Source organism: Streptomyces caniscabiei, assembly GCF_014930365.1.
Taxonomy (GTDB): domain Bacteria; phylum Actinomycetota; class Actinomycetes; order Streptomycetales; family Streptomycetaceae; genus Streptomyces; species Streptomyces caniscabiei.
Map to the genome: position 1 here is coordinate 41,928 of NZ_JABXWI010000032.1, position 15,445 is coordinate 57,372.

The 15,445-nt window shown below is 72.5% G+C and carries 15 protein-coding genes; 2 read left to right on the plus strand and 13 right to left on the minus strand.

The features are described 5' to 3' along the window. The first annotated feature begins 615 nt into the window (after positions 1-615). On the plus strand, positions 616-1,701 hold the full coding sequence (locus tag HW837_RS45620; RefSeq protein ID WP_078854030.1) for a methyltransferase: 1,086 nt from the start codon (positions 616-618) through the stop codon (positions 1,699-1,701). Positions 1,702-1,871: 170 nt separating this feature from the next. On the opposite strand, the gene HW837_RS45625 is transcribed toward HW837_RS45620, so the two are convergent. The 10 genes from HW837_RS45625 to HW837_RS45670 all read right to left on the minus strand — a co-directional run bounded on the left by HW837_RS45625 (position 1,872) and on the right by HW837_RS45670 (position 12,459). After that, on the minus strand, positions 1,872-3,407 hold the full coding sequence (locus HW837_RS45625; protein WP_093792521.1) for an FAD-dependent monooxygenase: 1,536 nt from the start codon (positions 3,405-3,407) through the stop codon (positions 1,872-1,874). 106 nt (positions 3,408-3,513) lie between these two features. Next, positions 3,514-5,001: an FAD-dependent monooxygenase gene (locus tag HW837_RS45630; protein ID WP_193381939.1), complete on the minus strand. Its 1,488-nt coding sequence runs from the start codon at positions 4,999-5,001 to the stop codon at positions 3,514-3,516. Positions 5,002-5,003: 2 nt separating this feature from the next. Further along, positions 5,004-5,948 (minus strand): aromatase/cyclase, encoded by a 945-nt coding sequence (locus HW837_RS45635; RefSeq protein ID WP_045563582.1) that lies wholly within the window; start codon positions 5,946-5,948, stop codon positions 5,004-5,006. A gap of 29 nt (positions 5,949-5,977) precedes the next feature. Then, positions 5,978-6,766, minus strand: a complete 789-nt coding sequence (fabG, locus tag HW837_RS45640) for a 3-oxoacyl-ACP reductase FabG (protein WP_045563581.1) — start codon at positions 6,764-6,766, stop codon at positions 5,978-5,980. 15 nt (positions 6,767-6,781) lie between these two features. Next, the gene (locus HW837_RS45645; protein ID WP_045563580.1) at positions 6,782-7,051 is read right to left on the minus strand and encodes an acyl carrier protein; all 270 of its coding nucleotides are present in this window, start codon (positions 7,049-7,051) and stop codon (positions 6,782-6,784) included. Between the two features lie 58 nt (positions 7,052-7,109). Further along, a complete protein-coding gene (locus HW837_RS45650) occupies positions 7,110-8,324 on the minus strand; it encodes a ketosynthase chain-length factor (protein WP_060887407.1) in 1,215 nt (404 codons plus the stop codon). Beyond that, positions 8,321-9,592: a beta-ketoacyl-[acyl-carrier-protein] synthase family protein gene (locus tag HW837_RS45655; RefSeq protein ID WP_045563578.1), complete on the minus strand. Its 1,272-nt coding sequence runs from the start codon at positions 9,590-9,592 to the stop codon at positions 8,321-8,323. Before HW837_RS45655 ends, HW837_RS45650 begins: the two co-directional genes overlap by 4 nt. Then, a complete protein-coding gene (locus tag HW837_RS45660) occupies positions 9,589-9,918 on the minus strand; it encodes a TcmI family type II polyketide cyclase (RefSeq protein ID WP_045563577.1) in 330 nt (109 codons plus the stop codon). Before HW837_RS45660 ends, HW837_RS45655 begins: the two co-directional genes overlap by 4 nt. Before the next feature lie 281 nt (positions 9,919-10,199). Then, positions 10,200-10,895, minus strand: a complete 696-nt coding sequence (locus HW837_RS45665) for an antibiotic biosynthesis monooxygenase family protein (RefSeq protein ID WP_045563576.1) — start codon at positions 10,893-10,895, stop codon at positions 10,200-10,202. A gap of 52 nt (positions 10,896-10,947) precedes the next feature. Continuing rightward, positions 10,948-12,459, minus strand: coding sequence for an FAD-dependent monooxygenase (locus HW837_RS45670; RefSeq protein WP_456340291.1), 1,512 nt, complete (start codon positions 12,457-12,459; stop codon positions 10,948-10,950). A gap of 124 nt (positions 12,460-12,583) precedes the next feature. On the opposite strand from HW837_RS45670, the gene HW837_RS45675 reads away from it, so the two are divergent. Further along, the gene (locus HW837_RS45675; protein ID WP_193381937.1) at positions 12,584-13,090 is read left to right on the plus strand and encodes a nuclear transport factor 2 family protein; all 507 of its coding nucleotides are present in this window, start codon (positions 12,584-12,586) and stop codon (positions 13,088-13,090) included. Positions 13,091-13,152: 62 nt separating this feature from the next. Here the strand turns inward: HW837_RS45675 and HW837_RS45680 are convergent, their stop codons facing one another. The 3 genes from HW837_RS45680 to HW837_RS45690 are packed head-to-tail and all read right to left on the minus strand — an operon-like array spanning position 13,153 to position 15,351. Next, complete coding sequence (locus HW837_RS45680; RefSeq protein WP_193381936.1) at positions 13,153-13,572, minus strand: pyridoxamine 5'-phosphate oxidase family protein; 420 nt, start codon at positions 13,570-13,572, stop codon at positions 13,153-13,155. Positions 13,573-13,614: 42 nt separating this feature from the next. After that, complete coding sequence (locus HW837_RS45685) at positions 13,615-13,758, minus strand: hypothetical protein (RefSeq protein WP_159041017.1); 144 nt, start codon at positions 13,756-13,758, stop codon at positions 13,615-13,617. Positions 13,759-13,794: 36 nt separating this feature from the next. Beyond that, positions 13,795-15,351, minus strand: coding sequence for a condensation domain-containing protein (locus tag HW837_RS45690; RefSeq protein ID WP_093792512.1), 1,557 nt, complete (start codon positions 15,349-15,351; stop codon positions 13,795-13,797). Between the last annotated feature and the right edge of the window lie 94 nt (positions 15,352-15,445).

Consider the following 15,445-nt stretch of genomic DNA (forward strand, 5'->3'; position numbering starts at 1 on the left):
CGCGGCTGGGGCTCTTCCTGTGGACGGCCGCAGGGGCGGCGGACTCATGGCCGCGGCCGGGGTGGCGGGGGCCGGTGGATCCGGGGCCGGGTGGGGTCGGGGGGCGAGTGGGTCCGGGGCCGGGTGGATCCGGGGCCGGGTGGGGTCGGGGGGCGAGTGGGTCCGGGGCCGGGTGGATCCGGGGCCGGGTGGGGTCGGGGGCGGGTGGGGTCGGGGGCGGGTGGTGGATCCGGGGGCGCGCTGCCGTGTGCGGGAGCGGAGGATCCGGTTCATGGCCTGTGGTGGTGGGGCGATACTCACCGGCGTCGGCCGAGTGCCGCCGAGCCCGCCCTCACCCCTGTGCGCGCTCACTCCCCCGTCCGCACCCTCACCCCCCGTCCGCGCCCGCCTTCCCCCGTCGCCGTCGCCCCGGGGAGGGCCCCCGGCGGCAGGAGCGTCCACGGCTCGGATCGGTCACGGCTCGGAACGGTCGCCGTTGTCAAACCGGTGCGCCGGAACTCCAGCGGTGTCCGAGTCGCTCTCCAGGGCTGCGCCAAGGCCCGTCCCTACCGTGGTGGCCGGGTCCCTTCCGGCGGTTGGGACGCCCCTTTCCCGCTCCTGTCCTGGAGGAATCTGATGCCCGAACTGCCGCCCCCGCACGTCGTCCGGGAAGCGGAGAAGGCCCGTGCGGATCTGCAGCGGCAGAGCCGTCAGCTGGCGCCTCCGCCGTTCGCCCTGCTGGAACTCGCCATGGGGTCCATGGTCACGCAGGCGTTGTATGCCGTGGCACGGCTGCGGGTCGCCGAGGCGCTCGTGGACGGTCCGCTCGGCGTCGAGCAGATCGCCGAGCGGACCGGCGCCGACGCCGACGCCCTGGGCCGGGTGCTGCGGCTGCTCGCCTCGCACGGTGTCTTCGCCGGACGGCCGGACGGCACGTACGAACTGACCCCGATGGCCGACGCGTTGCGCGCCGACCACCCCATGACGATGCGTGACATCGCCGTCCTGATGGGCCATCCCACACACTGGGACGACTGGAGCCGTCTGCTGGACTCCGTCGTCACCGGCGAGCCGAGCCTGCCCAAGCACCGCGGGATGGGTGCCTTCGAGTACCTGGAGCAGAACCCGGAGTACGGGGAGGTGTTCATCCGGGGCATGGGCAACATGTCGGACACCGAGACCGACCCGGTCGTCGCCGCGTACGACTTCTCGCGGTTCGGCACGGTCGTCGACTTCTGCGGCGGACGCGGCGGGCTGCTCTCCGGCATCCTGCGGCAGGCGCCCGGGGCGCGGGGCATCCTGTCCGACCCGCGGGTGGAGGGCAACGGCGCGGCCGAGTTCCTCGCCGGGCAGGGCGTCGCCGACCGCTGCACCACCCACGCCGGCGGGCTGTTCGACCCGGTGGTGGAGGGCGGGGACGCCTATGTGCTCAAGCACATCGTCCACGACTGGCCCGAGGAGCAGGCCCTGCAGATCCTGCGCAACATCCGGTCCGCGATCCGGCCGGACGGCCGGCTGCTGCTGGTGGAGATGGTGATCCCGGAGGACGGCGACGGGCCGCACTCCGGCAAGCTCGTCGACCTGTGGCTGATGCTCCTGGTCGGCGGCCGGGAACGCACCGCCTCGCAGTACGCCGACCTGCTCCAGCGGGCCGGCTTCCGCCTGGAGCGTGTGGTGGAGACGGCGTCCGCGGTCTCGATCGTCGAGGCGATCCCGGCCTGACCGGCCCGGCACGACGTACGGCCCCCGTGGCACCCACCTGGACCAGGTGGGCGCCACGGGGGCCGTTGCCGTATCCGCGGGGGCCGTCCGCGTGCCGCGGGTTCCACGAACGCCGGAGCGGGGCACCGCGTCACCCGGTGCCCCGCTGCCCGCGCCCCGCCGCCCGACGGTCAGCGGGGCGGGCCGAACCACCGCCGTAGGGCCGGCTCCAGGCCGGTCGTCGTGGCGGTGTCCGTCGCCCAGGCCACGTATCCGTCGGGGCGGATCAGGACGGCCGTGGTGGTGGCCAGCGGGTCGGGGCCGTCGGTGGGCTTCAGGGTCGCGGTGACGACGTCGACCCGGTCTTCCCGGCCGGTCGCCGCACTGCGGGTCGCCGCGTCGTCGGCCAGGTCCAGCAGGACGCCGTGTCCGGTGTGCAGCAGCCGCGCGACACGGGCCTCGCCGGTCGCGCCGATCAGCAGGCGCGGAGGCATCCGAAGACCGGTCAGGGGGTGGGCCGGGGCTTCGGCGTCACCGGGCGCGGTCAGGTCGTAGCGGATGTCGAGGTGGCTGACGAGGCCAGCCAGGTGGCGCTTGACCTCGTCGTGGGCGATGAGTTCGGTGAACAGCGCGCGCAGCGGCTCGGACTCGGCGCCGCCGAGGTAGACGGTGCCCTGGGCACGGGTGTTCATCAGCAGGCGGCGGCCGACCGCGTGACGTTCGCCGTGGTAGGTGTCCAGCAGCGCCTCGTCGGCGTCGCCGCGGATCACGGCGGCCAGCTTCCAGCCGAGGTTGGCCGCGTCCTGCACGCCGGTGCTCAGCCCCTGGCCACCGGCGGGGAGGTGGATGTGGGCGGCGTCGCCGGCCAGCAGGACACGGCCCCGCCGGTACTCGGAGGCCTGACGGGTGGCGTCGGTGAAGGAGCTCACCCAGGAGGCACTGCCGGCGCTGATGTCCTCCCCGGTGATGTGCCGCCAGGCCTCGGCGACCTCCCCGTAGGTGACGGTGCGCTCGCGCTCGTGGGCGGGCTGGCCGTCGGGGCAGACGATGATGCGCCAGACGTCCTCGGTGAGCGGGGCGGACATCACCATGCCGTTCGGGTAGCGCTCCCCCAGGTGCCGGGCGCGCAGCGTGACTCCGGTGATGTCGGCGAGGTACATGCCGCGCCGGGCGTCGCTGCCGGGGAAGTCGAAGCCGGCCGCCTTGCGCACCCGGCTGGCGCCCCCGTCGCAGCCCACCAGGTAGGCGGCGCGCAGCGTGCGGTCCTCCCCCGCGGGGGTGCGGACGGTGATCTCGACCGTGTCGCCGTCGAGGTGGCCGTCGGCCAGGGACACGAACTCCCAGCCGCGCCGGATGTCGGCGCCGGTCTCCGCCGCCCAGCTCTCCAGCACCGCCTCGGTGTCGCCCTGGGGGATGCCTCGGGCGCCGAAGTGGGCGTCGGGCAGCACGGTGAAGTCGAAGACGGTGCCGCCGAAGTGGCCCATCGGGCTGGTCTCCAGGCTCTCGCCCTGTCCGAAGCGGGGCAGCAGGCCGCGCTGGTCGAACGTCTCCATGGCGCGGGCGGTGAAGCCCAGGCCGCGGGACTGCCCGGTGGGGGCGGCGAGCTTCTCGATCACGACCACACGGGCCCCGCCCAGGCGTAGTTCACCGGCGAGCATCAGTCCGCTCGGGCCGGCCCCGACGACGATGACGTCGGTGTCGGTCGCGGTGCCTTCCACGGGTTCCATAGGGGTTGTTCCTTCCTGGCTACGGGATCATGTCGGGCCCGGCAAGGGGGTGGCGGTCACCGGCAGGGCGGGGAGAGGGAAGGGGGTGGGGGGTGGGGTCGGTGGTTCAGTACTCCAGCCGGGGCACCGGCTTGGGCGGGCCGAACCAGCGCGTCAGGGCCTCCTCCAGGCCGGCCCCGGTGCCACCCTGGCCGACCCAGACGATGTGGCCGTCGGGGCGCAGCAGCAGGCGGTCGGCGCCGTGCAGGAGGCTGTCGTCCTCCGCGCGGACCGGCACCGCGCTGACCCGGTCGGCCCAGCCGGCCGGCGGTTCCGTGGCGGCCCGGGCGCGCAGGTCCACCAGGACGCCGCCGCCGGTGCGCAGCAGGCGCGCGGGGTGGACGCGGCGGTTCGCGATGTGCAGGGCGGTGTGCGGCATCCGGGCGCCGAGCAGCGGGTGGGGATCGCCGTCGAGGTCGTAGCGCACGTCGAGGCCGCTGATCATCCCGGCGAGGTGGGTGCGTACGTCCTCCTGTCCGATGAGTTCGGCCAGCAGCGTGCGCAGCGGTTCCACCTCGGGTCCGCCGAGCAGCAGCTGGGCCTGGGCCCTGATGTTGGCGAGGACCCGTCTGCCCACCGCGTGCCGTTCGGTGTGGTAGGTGTCCAGCAGGTCGTCGCCGATCTTGCCGCGCAGGTGCAGCGCCAGTTTCCAGCCGAGGTTGAAGGCGTCCTGCAGGCCGAGGTTGAGGGCCTGGCCGCCGATCGGCATCTTCTGGTGGGCGGCGTCGCCGGCGAACAGGATCCGGCCGTGCCGGTAGTGCGTCAGCTGCCGGGAGGCGTCGCCGAAGGCGTTGACCCACAGCGGGGTGCCGCCGCTGATGTCCTCGCCGGTGACCCGTTTCCAGACGGTGATGATCTCCTCGAACTCGGCGTCCCCGGGGCGCTGCCCGGCGCTGGAGCCGAACTCGTGGACCATCACCCGGGTCACGCCGTCGGGGCGGCGCGCGGCGATGGCGAGCCCGTGTTCCCGGCGTTCGAAGCGCCGGTTGGGGATGTCGATGCCGGCGATGTCGGCGCGGATCAGCTCCCGGTGGGCGTCCTCGCCGGGGAAGTCGGCGCCGATGAGCCGGCGGACGGTGCTGTCCTCGCCGTCGCAGGCCACGAGGTAGCGGCAGCGCATGCGCAGGACGCCCTGGTCGCCGAGGGCCTCCAGTTCGACCCAGTCGCCCACCTCGCCGACGGCGACCAGCTCGTGCTTGCACTTCATCTCGGCGCCCGCGGCAAGCGCCCACTCCTCCAGGACGGCCTCGGTCTTGGTCTGCTGCACCTTCCACTGGCCCGGGTGGGTGCTGGGCAGGGTGAGGTCGAGGGGGATGCCGCCGAAGTGGCCGCGTACCTCGTTCGGCGGCTCGCCGAGATCGGGGATCAGTCCCCGGCTCTCCAGGATCTCCATGGTGCGGGCGTGCAGGGTGGAGGCCCGCGACGTGGTGTCCGGCGCGCGCCGTTTCTCCACCAGCACCACGTTGACGTCGCGGGCCAGTTCACCGGCGAGCATCAGCCCGACGGGACCGGCCCCGACGACCACCACATCGGCAGTGAGGCGCTCCGCTGTCACGGTCAGGCCTGCTTCTGCTCGGCGTAGGCCTTGGCGTGGGACAGCGTGGCGCGGCTGTTGGTGGACAGCGCCGTGTGCACGTACTCGCGGGCGTCGGCGACCGTGGCGTCGGGGCCGAGGATGCGCGCGATGTTGGCGGTGTTGAGGGTGACGGTGTGCTGCGAGGAGGCGGCGGTGCCCTCCTCGGTCTCCACGAACGTCCATTCGCCGGTGTGCAGGGTCATCAGTGCGGGCAGCGTGACCTGCTTGTAGGCGATCTTGTGATGCGGGAAGACCACCCGGTAGGACTTGGTGGTGTGCACCGAGCCGTCCTTGGCCCGGGTGTCCATCTCCAGTTCCTGCAGGCCGGGCGTCTCCTCGGCGAGGCGTACGACGGCCACGTGCGGCAGTCGCTCGGCCCACCGGTCGGCCTCGTTGACGAAGTCGTAGACGTCCTTGGCGCTTCCGGCGACGTGCACGGTGTCGGTGAAGGAGAAGGTGAGCTCCTCGGTGTCGGCGGCGTGCGCCCGCTCGACGTTCTCCTTCAGCGCGGCGAGTTCCAGGGTGCTGTTCTTGTCCACGGCCCGCTCGATCCACAGCAGGTCGTGCGGGTCGTCGCCGAGGGCGCTGTAGTCGTGCAGGAGGCGCACCCGGGAGCTCGCCTCGCCGAGCGGTTCGATGATCCAGGTGCCGCCCATGTGCTTGACGGGCGGTGCCGGGATCTCCTGGCGGAAGGTGATGGTCAGGTTGGCGGGGTCCAGGGTCCGGCGCGAGGTCCAGTCCTTGGGCTTGCCGTTGGCGGTGGCCCAGATCCGGATGCGCTCCTCGTCGGCCTGTGCTTCCAGGCGGTCGACGTGGATGGTGGGCGGGAAGATCCGCGGCCAGTTGGTCACGTCCGCGAGCAGTTCGTAGATGGCGGCGGCGGGGGCGTCGATGCCGATCTCGTGCTCGACCTCACGCGTCGTCATGAGGTTCTCCTCGAAGAAGGTCGGGTCGGTCAGAAGTTGCCCAGGCCACCACAGACGTTGAGGGCCTGGGAGGTGATGGAGGCGGCGGTGTCGGAGGCCAGGTAGCCGACGAGGCCCGCGACCTCCTCGGGCGTGGAGTAGCGGCCGAGCGGGATCTTGGACTGGAACTTCTCGAGGATGGCGTCCTCGGAGGTGTCGTAGGCGGCGGCGTAGCCCTGGCGGACCCGCTGGGCCATCGGGGTCTCCACATAGCCCGGGCAGACCGCGTTGACGGTGATGCCGGTCGGGGCGAGCTCGTTGCCGAGGGCCTTGGTGAAGCCGACGACGCCGTGCTTGGAGGCCGAGTAGGGCGCGCCGAGGACGACGCCCTGTTTGCCGGCCGTGGAGGCGATGTTGATGACGCGGCCGCGGTTCTTGTGGCGCATGCCGCCGGTGGTGAGTACGGCGCGGGTCATCCGGAAGACGCTGGTGAGGTTGGTCTCCAGGACGTCCTCCCACAGTTCGTCGGTGAGGTCGGCGGTCACTCCGCCGCCGGAGCGGCCCGCGTTGTTGACGAGCACGTCGACGGTGTCGAAGCGGTCGACGGCGGCCTGCACGAAGGCGTCGACGGAGGCGCTGTCGCGGACGTCGACGACCGTGCCGTCCACCTCCAGGCCCTCGGCCTGGAGTTCCTTGACGGTGGCGGCGACGTTGTCGGCGTTGCGGGCGCCGATGAAGACGCGGTGGCCGGTGGAGGCCAGCAGTCGTGCCGAGGCCAGGCCGATGCCGCTGGTGGCGCCGGTGACGACGGCCACCTTCGCGGTGCTGTTGTCGGTCATGTCGGACGGTCCCCTTCAGGCGGCCTGGGCGGGCGCGAGCTGCGCGTTGACGACGTCGATGAAGGCGCGCGGCGTGTTGGCCTCGCCGACGGCCTCCTCGTCCAGGGAGATGCCGTACTCGCGTTCGATGAGGCTGCCGGCCTCCAGCAGGGCGAGGGACTCGTAGCCGATCACCTCGAACTCGGTGTCGAGGATGTCGGCGTCCAGGTCGACGCCCTCGGCGACACCCGCGGCCTCCGTCAGGGTGCGCTTGAGGTCCTCGAGGGTGAAGAGCTTGGCGGTCATGGGTGCGTCCTTTCGTCGATGGTGCTCGTCGGTTCGAGTCCGGTGCGCGTCCGGTGCGTCATGCGGGGCGGCGTACGACCATGGCGGAGTTGAAGCCGCCGTTGCCGCGGGCCAGGACCAGGGCGCAGCTCACCTCGGCCTGGCGGGGCCGGCCGAGAACGAGGTCGAGGTGGTAGTCCGCGCACGGGTCGATGTGCACCGTGGGCGGGATGACCCCGTCACCCATCGACAGCAGGGCCGCGGCGAGGTCCAGCGGCGCGCCGCCCGAGTACAGGCGTCCGGTCATCGTCTTGGGCACGGTCACGGGCACGCCCCGCTCCCCGAACACGTCGTTGATCGCGCGGGCCTCGACCAGGTCGCCGGCCGCGTCGCCGGCGCCGTCGGCGAAGACCACGTCGACGTCGCGCGCGTCGACACCGGCGTCGCCGAGGGCGATCTCGACGGCCTTGCGCAGGGCGGGCGGGCGTCCGCTGCCGGGCCGGGGGTCGATCGTCGCGCCGTAGCCGGCGATCTCGCCGTAGATCTTCGCGCCCCGCGCGCGGGCGGTGCCGGCGTCCTCGGTGATGAGGATGGCGCCGCCCTCGCCGGGCACGTAGCCGCGGGCGTCGCGGTCGAAGGGCAGGTAGGCGCGGGCCGGTTCGTCGCTGGTGGACAGTTTGCCCGTGGTCAGCTGCGCCACCCAGCCCCAGGGGCAGATCGAGGCGTCGACCGCTCCGGTGACGATCAGGGGGGTGCCCTTGCGGATCTGCCGGCGTGCCTGCGCGACGGCGTCCAGGCCGCCGGCGCCCTCGCTGACGACGACCCCGGCGGGGCCCTTCATGCCGTTGCGTATGGAGATCTGGCCGCTGTTGACGGCGTAGAACCAGGCGAAGGACTGGTAGGCGGAGACGTACTGGCTGCCCCGGCTCCACAGGTTCTGCAGTTCGCCCTGGCCGAACTCGAAGCCGCCCGCGGCGGACGCCGTGATGACGCCCATGTCGAACTCGGCGAACTTCGCCCTGTCGGCGTCCGCGTCCTTCAGCGCCCAGTCGGTCGCGACCAGCGCCAGCCGGGTGACCCGGTCGGTCTGCGGCAGCAGCCGGCTGGGCAGGTGGTTCTCGGCGACGAACCCGGGGATCTCGCCCGCCAGACGGCTGGGGTAGTCCGACGGGTCGAAGCGGGTCACCCGGCCCAGTCCGTGCTTGCCGGACAGCGTGGCCGACCAGTAGTCCTGCACTCCGAGGCCGTTGGGCGCGGCGACGCCCAGGCCGGTCACCACCACGGAGGTGGTCATACGAGGCTCCTCTCCGGGCTGGCCAGCACCATGGCGCTCTGGAAGCCGCCGAAGCCGCTGCCGACCGTCAGGACGGCGTCGACGAGTTGGTCACGGGCCACGACGGGCACGTAGTCGAGGTCGCACTCCGGGTCGGCGTGGTGCAGGTTCGCGGTCGGCGGGACCACGTCGTACTCCATGGCCAGCGCGGAGGCGGCGATCTCGATGGAGCCGATCGCGCCGAGCGAGTGGCCCACCATCGACTTGATGGAGCTGACCGGGGTGCGGTAGGCGTGGTCGCCCAGGCTGCGCTTGAACGCGGCGGTCTCGTGCCGGTCGTTCTGCTTGGTGCCCGAGCCGTGGGCGTTGACGTAGTCGATCGCCTCCGGGTTGAGCCGTGCCTCGGCGAGGGCGAGGTCGATGGCCTCCGCCATCTCCTTGCCGTCGGGCCGCAGACCCGTCATGTGGTAGGCGTTCGACCGGGTGGCGTAGCCGGCGATCTCGGCGTAGATGTGCGCCCCGCGCTCCTTGGCGCTCTCCAGTTCCTCCAGGACGAAGAACGCGGCGCCCTCGCCGAGCACGAACCCGTTGCGGGTCTTGTCGAACGGCCGGGAGGCGCACTCGGGTTCGTCGTGCCGGGGCGTGGTCGCCTTGATCGCGTCGAAGCAGGCCATGGTGATGGGCGAGATCGGGGCGTCGGAGGAACCGGCGATCACGACGTCGGCCGAGCCCTCGCGGACCAGCTCCACGGCGTAGCCGACGGAGTCGATGCCGGAGGTGCAGCCGGTGGAGACCACCGTGGAGGGGCCCTCCGCGCCGACGGCCCAGGCGACCTCGGACGCGAAGGAGCTGGGCACCATGTAGTCGTAGAGCTGCGGCACCGCGTAGGTGTGGTCCAGCACGTCGAGCCGGCCGCCGTCGCTGACGACCCGGTACTCCTGGTCCAGGCCCATGGTGGCGCCGACGGCGCTGCCGACGGTGACGCCGACACGGTGCGGCTCCAGGGCGGCCAGGTCGATGCCGCTGTCGGCGACCGCGCCGCGCGAGGCGACGACGGCGAACTGCGCGGCCCGGTCCAGGCGGCGCACCTCCTGCGGGGTCAGACCGTGCTCGTAGGGGGAGAAGTCGGCCTCGGCGGCCACCCGGGAGCGGAACGGGGCGGGGTCGAAGAAGGTGATGCCGCGCGTGGCGGTACGGCCGCTGCTGAGCAGCTGCCAGAACTTCTCCCTGCCGACACCGCCGGGGGCGATCACCTCGATGCCCGTGATGACAACGCGACGTCGGCTCACGCGGACGCCTCCCAGTTGTAGAAGCGGGTGGCCATCGCGTCGGCCGGGGAACGCCAGGTCGCGGGGTCGTAGGCCTCGATGAAGGGCTTGAGGTCCGCGCTGATCCGGACGAAGCGCGGGTCCTGCTTGGCGGCCTCGATCAGTTCGCCGCCGTTGTCCTCGTCGAAGTCCTGGAGGTGGAAGTACAGGCCCCGGTAGGAGAACAGCTGGCGGCGCCGCGTTCCCATGCGGTGGGGCATCTCGGTCTGGTCGAACTCGGCGAACAGCCGGGCCACGTCGGTGCTCGAGGTGGCTGTCATCCGGGCGACAATGAGCGTGCTGTGCATAGGTTTGGCTCCTCGGCGTGTGCGTGGAGGGGTTCGCTTCGTTCGCTTCTTCGCTTCGTTTCGCCTCGACAGTGCGGCCCGGCGGTAGCGCCCGGCCCGCGGAACACCTGAGTCCGGCCAGAGCCGCCGACGGCGGGCGGGCGGAGCGGGTACGGCTTGCGGATGCGAGTACGGCTTGCGGATGCGGACATGCGTACGCCTCCGGAGGCAGCGGCACACCGTGGGCGGCCGGGGAGTCCGGAGGCGTGCGGGAGGGCGGCGCGTCGCGAGGACGCGCCGGGTCACTCGCCGGCGGAACGGGTGTGGGCCACCCGGTAGGTGTTCACGTCCGCGGAGGTGGCGACCCCGCGCACCCGGCCAACGGCCTTGGCACGGCCCTCGGGCCACTGCTCGGCGGGCTGGTCGCGGTAGGCCTCGAAGGCCTCCTTGCTCTCCCACTGCGAGTAGGAGACGACGAACAGACCGTCCAGGCCGCGGGCGCGCAGCCCCTTGAGGACGACGTGCGAGACGAAGCCGGGCACGTCCAGGAACCAGGTCTGGCCCTCGCCGAGCGCGTCGACGAGCTCGTCCTGGTCGTTCGCCTCGACACCGAAGACGCCGATGACGGTGTAGTCGTCGCGGTGCGGGCCGATGTCGACGACGCCGCCCTGCGCGGGCTGGGTCAGGACGAAGGCGACCTCGTTCTGCAGCAGGCGGATGGAGGTGGTGATCTCACCGAAGACCGGCAGCGTGCGGTGCTTGAACTCCTCGCCCGCGTACCGCTTCTCCAGGTCCTCACCGCTGCGCCACTGGATGAAGTTGGCGGTGCCCGGGCTCTGCACGCCGGCGTGCACGGTGGAGGACATCCAGCCCTCGTACGTCGCCGCGTCGACGATCTTCGTCATCTCCTCGATCAGCTTGTCCTGCTTCTCGGGAGCGTCCGTGGTGAACAGGTTGAGGACGGTCAGGTGCTTGTCCTCGACGGAAATCTTGGGCATGGGGTCCTTCGCTTCCTTTGGGTACGGACGAGTTGCCGGTGCACGGCGGTGGTCAGTCGGCGGGGCCGAACCAGCGGGTGAGGGCGTCGGTGAGGCCGTCGGCGCCGGTGCCGACCGGGCCGACCCAGGCGACGTAGCCGTCGGGGCGGACGAGGATGCCGTCCACGGGCACGTCGCAGTCGAACTCGACGTCGACGACGTCGACACGGTCCTGCCAGCCGCCGGCCGCGCGGGCGAGGCCGTGGTCCCCACCGAGTTCGAGCAGCACGGGCCGGCCGGCGTGCAGCAGGGTGGTGCTGGAGACCTTCTCGCCGCCGACGACCAGTTCGCGCTCCGGCAGACGCCGGCCGAGCAGCGGATGGTCGGCGCCGCCGACGTCGTGGCGGATGTCCAGGCCGGTGACCATGCCGACCAGATGGCGCTGTACGGAGGGGTGGGCCCGCACCAGTTCGGAGAAGACCTCGCGCATCGGCTCCATGTCGTCGCCGCCGAGGTAGAGGCTGCGCTGGGCGAGGGTGTTCGCCAGGATCCGGGCGCCGACCGGGTGGCGTTCGCTGTGGTAGGTGTCCAGCAGCCCCTCGGGAGCCTGGCCCTTGATCTCCAGCGCCAGCTTCCAGCCGAGGTTGACGGCGTCCTGGACGCCCGCGCTCATGCCCTGCGCGCCGATCGGCAGGTGGATGTGGGCGGCGTCCCCGGCCAGGAAGGCGCGGCCCTTGCGGTACTGGGCGGCCTGCCGGCTGACGTCGGTGGTGGAGCTGACCCACAGCGGGGTGGCGCCGCTGATGTCCTCGCCCGAGAGCCGCTTGAACGCCTCGGCGACCTCCTCGAAGGTGATCGGGCCGTCGGCGGTACGCAGGGGCTCCGTGGCGTCGTAGTAGATGACGCGGCAGCGGTCCGGGCCGAGCGGCATCACCATGATCATGCCGCCGGGCACGCGTTCGCCGCTGAAGCGGGGGCGCAGGCTCACGCCGGTGATGTCGGCGAACCGCAGCTCCAGTGTGGGCTCGGTGCCGGGGAAGTCGATGCCGGCGCTGGTGCGCACGATGGAGCGGGCGCCGTCGCAGCCGACCACGTAGCGGGCGCGCAGGCGGTCGGTGCCGCCCGCGCCCTGGACGGTGACGCTCACGCCGTCGTCGTCGAGGTCCACGCCGGTGACCTCGACGCCGCGGCGGACGACGGCGCCCAGCTGCACCGCCCAGCCGCCCAGGACGCCCTCGGTGCGGGCCTGCGGAACACCGCGGGCACCGTAGGAGCCGCCCTCGATCACCTGGTAGTCCAGCGGCACGCCGCCGAAATGGCCGGCCGGAATGACGCCGACCTCACCGAATCGGGCCATGAGTCCGCGCTGCGCGAACTCCTCTATGGTCCGCGCCGAAAATCCCAGGGCCCGTGATTCACGAATCGGTTCGGCCAGCTTGTCCAGCACGGTAACCGAGACTCCATTGAGCCTCAGTTCACCCGCGAGCATGAGTCCGGTGGGACCGGCCCCCACAATAATGACATCCGCGTCGAAGAAATTCATTTGTCCTCTTCTCACTGGTGTACGGCCAGTATCGCGAGGCATTTCGAGGGCGGTAAATAGCCATCGGTACAGGTCTTCTGCAGGGAATGCCAGAAGAACGTCGGGAACGTCAGATCTTTGTCAGGTGCACTTGCCGGGCACGGGCATATCGGCGGCATTCTCAGGCATGAACTCCACTCGGACCGTCGATCACTCCGCCCAGACCAGAGATCACCCCGCCACCGTCGGTCGATCCCGCGCCGATGTCGCCGACCTTCTCGCCCGCTATTTCGTCTCCCTCGACGACGAGGAACTCGACGACACATGGGCGGCCGGCCTGTTCACGAAGGACGCCGTCGTGGCGTTCCCGATCAGCAGGCACCAGGGCGTCGAGGGCATGGCCGCCTACCACCGCGCGGCACTCGAGGCGTTCGCGGCCACCCAGCACCTGGGCTCCCCGCCCGTGGTGACGGTGGACGGCGACCGGGCCGTGCTGCGCGCCAACCTGATCTCCACCCATGTCCACCACGCGCACCACGCCCGCCCGCAGGGGGAGTTGGCACCGCTGTTCGCCACGGGGACGTTCGTCGACGGCGAGGCCCGCCGTACGCCCGCGGGGTGGCGGCTGAGCCTGCTGTCGTTCCGGCTGCTGTGGGCCGACGGCACCCCGCCGCCGCCGACGACGGCGGGGTGAGCTTTCGGCCGCGTTCAGGGGGCGGCACCGGGCGTGGTCCGGTGCCGCCCCCACCACGTCGGTCAGGTGTTGAGGTGCAGGACGCGGTCCACCGCGATCTCGATGACCACCCGGCCCGGCGGGTTGGGAGGCGCGGACCAGTACCGCTTGGCGTAGAGCCCCGCGCCCAGCGTCACCCGCGCGGGATCGTCGACGACCGTGCCGGTGCCCTCCAGGGTCACCCAGGTGAAGCCGTGGACCTGGCACAGGGCCACCCGGCTCCCCGGCGCGGCCAGCAGGTTCCTCGCCTTGCGCGAGGAGGCGACCGTCATGACCCGGGCCAGCCCGGCCTTCGGGTCCCAGGTGAAGCGCACCGGCGCCACGTGGAGCGAACCGTCCGGCCGGATCGTCGTGAACGCCGCGACCTCGGCCGGGTCGTTCAGGAACGCCTCGACCGGGGCGGGCACCAGCACGGCGGCCGGGCGCTGCTTCGACAGCGACATGTTCCTTCTCGTCCTCCCCCTCGTACGGGCCCTGGGCCGTGTTCAGTCGATGCTGCGGACGATGGTGAGGAACTCGTCGTCCTCGTCGTCGGCCCCGGCCAGCCTGAGCAGCGGCGCCACACCCACCGGCACCATCCCGAACACCGCCATGTCGATCTCCCGGAACTCCTCTACGCGCTCGCTCATGGGGCGCCTCCTTCCGTGGTCGGTCGCCTCAGCGTGTCAAGACTCGCTAGGGGTACGGTCGACGGAGCCTTTGGAACCCGTGGGGCGCGGCCGGAGCCGCACGGTGCGCCGGCTGTGGCGCGGCGGCGCGATGACGGGCGGCGCGTCGGAGCCGAGCGCGGACAGTACCTCGCCGGCGGTCGCACCGGCCGCGGTGACGGGCAGCAGGCGCAGCAGCCGGGCGCAGTGCGCGGCCAGCAGGCGGGCGTCCCGGTCGGAGACCCGGGCCCGGTCGTGGACCACGGTCAGGCGCAGGGAGCCGTCCGCGCTCCGGTGGGCGAGGAGGGCGACGGGCAGGGCGGGGTGCGCGCCGTCGGCGTGTTCCATCTCCAGGCGCACACCGGCCGCGCCCAGTTCGGCGCGGAGCCCGGCGGGCGGACGCGGGCCGTTCTCCACGGCCACCAGGCTCTCCAGCAGTTTTCCGCCCGACGCGGCGCGCCCCGTCCACTCGTGGATCTGCCCGATGGCGACCCATTCGTAGGCCGCCATGTCCAGTGCCCGGTCCCGCAGGGCGGCCAGCAGTCGGCGCAGCGGTTGCTCGGGGTCGACGACCACGACCATCGGCAGGCTCGTGCGCAGGGGCCCCACCAGCCGCTCGACGCCGTCCAGGGGGATGCCGCGCCCGGAGACGGCGACGCCGAAGCCCACCGGCAGGCTGCCCGGCACCCGCTGCGCGCGGTAGACCAGCAGCGCCCAGACGGCCTGCAGAGCGCTGGAGTCGGGCAGGGCACGGGCGGCGGCCCAGCGGTGCAGCCGCCCGGCCTCGCCGGCGTTCAGCCGTACCTCGGCGCGGCCGCAGCCGGTCTGCCGGGTGTCGGGGCCGGGCAGCAGCGGCAGCAGCGCCGGTTCGCCGGCCGGCACGGTCCGGCTCCACAGCTCCCGGGGCGGGGCCGGGTCCTGGCCGTCGAGCCAGCGTGTCCAGTCCCGCAGGTCGGGCCTGCGTTCGCCACCGGGCAGCACCCCGTCGGCGAGGTAGGCCCGGCAGAACTCCTCCAGCAGGACGAAGACGCTCCCGGTGTCCAGCAGCGCGTGATGGAAGGTCAGCAGCACCCGCGTCCCCGACGGCGAGGGGCCTGGCGTGTTCCGGCCGGAGATGTTCCGGCCGGTGTACTGGCCGGTGTTCCGGCCGGGCGGATCGACGAGGGTGACGCGCAGCGGGCCGGGATGGCGCAGGTCGAAGCCGCGCTGCCGGTCCTCGGCCAGCAGTCGCGCGAAGTCGGCGCCGCCCGCCGACTGCCGTACGACCTCGATGCGGGCCCGGTCGTGGACCACCAGGCGGGGTGGCGGGCCCCAGACGAACGCCGAACGCAGGACGGTCTCGCGGGCGGTGACGGACTGCCAGGCGGCGGCGAACCGGTCGGTGTCCAGGGGCCCGTGCCAGCGCCACGTCAGCTGCTCGACGTGCCTGCCGCTGCGGCGGTGGGCGAGGGAGTCGATCAGGACGTCGTACTGCTGCCGGGTCACGGGCAGCGCGGTACGTGTCGGACGGCCGGAGGGGGCGATGCCGCCGCGGACCCGGTCACGCCCGGAGCGCGGGCGCCTCGGCCTCGCCATGGTTCCCCCTTCCCGGCGCGGCGGCCAGTACGGTGCGGGTCAGCCTCTCGGAGCCCGGGAGAGCCACCCGAGGGCGTATCGCTGTCGGCAGCAA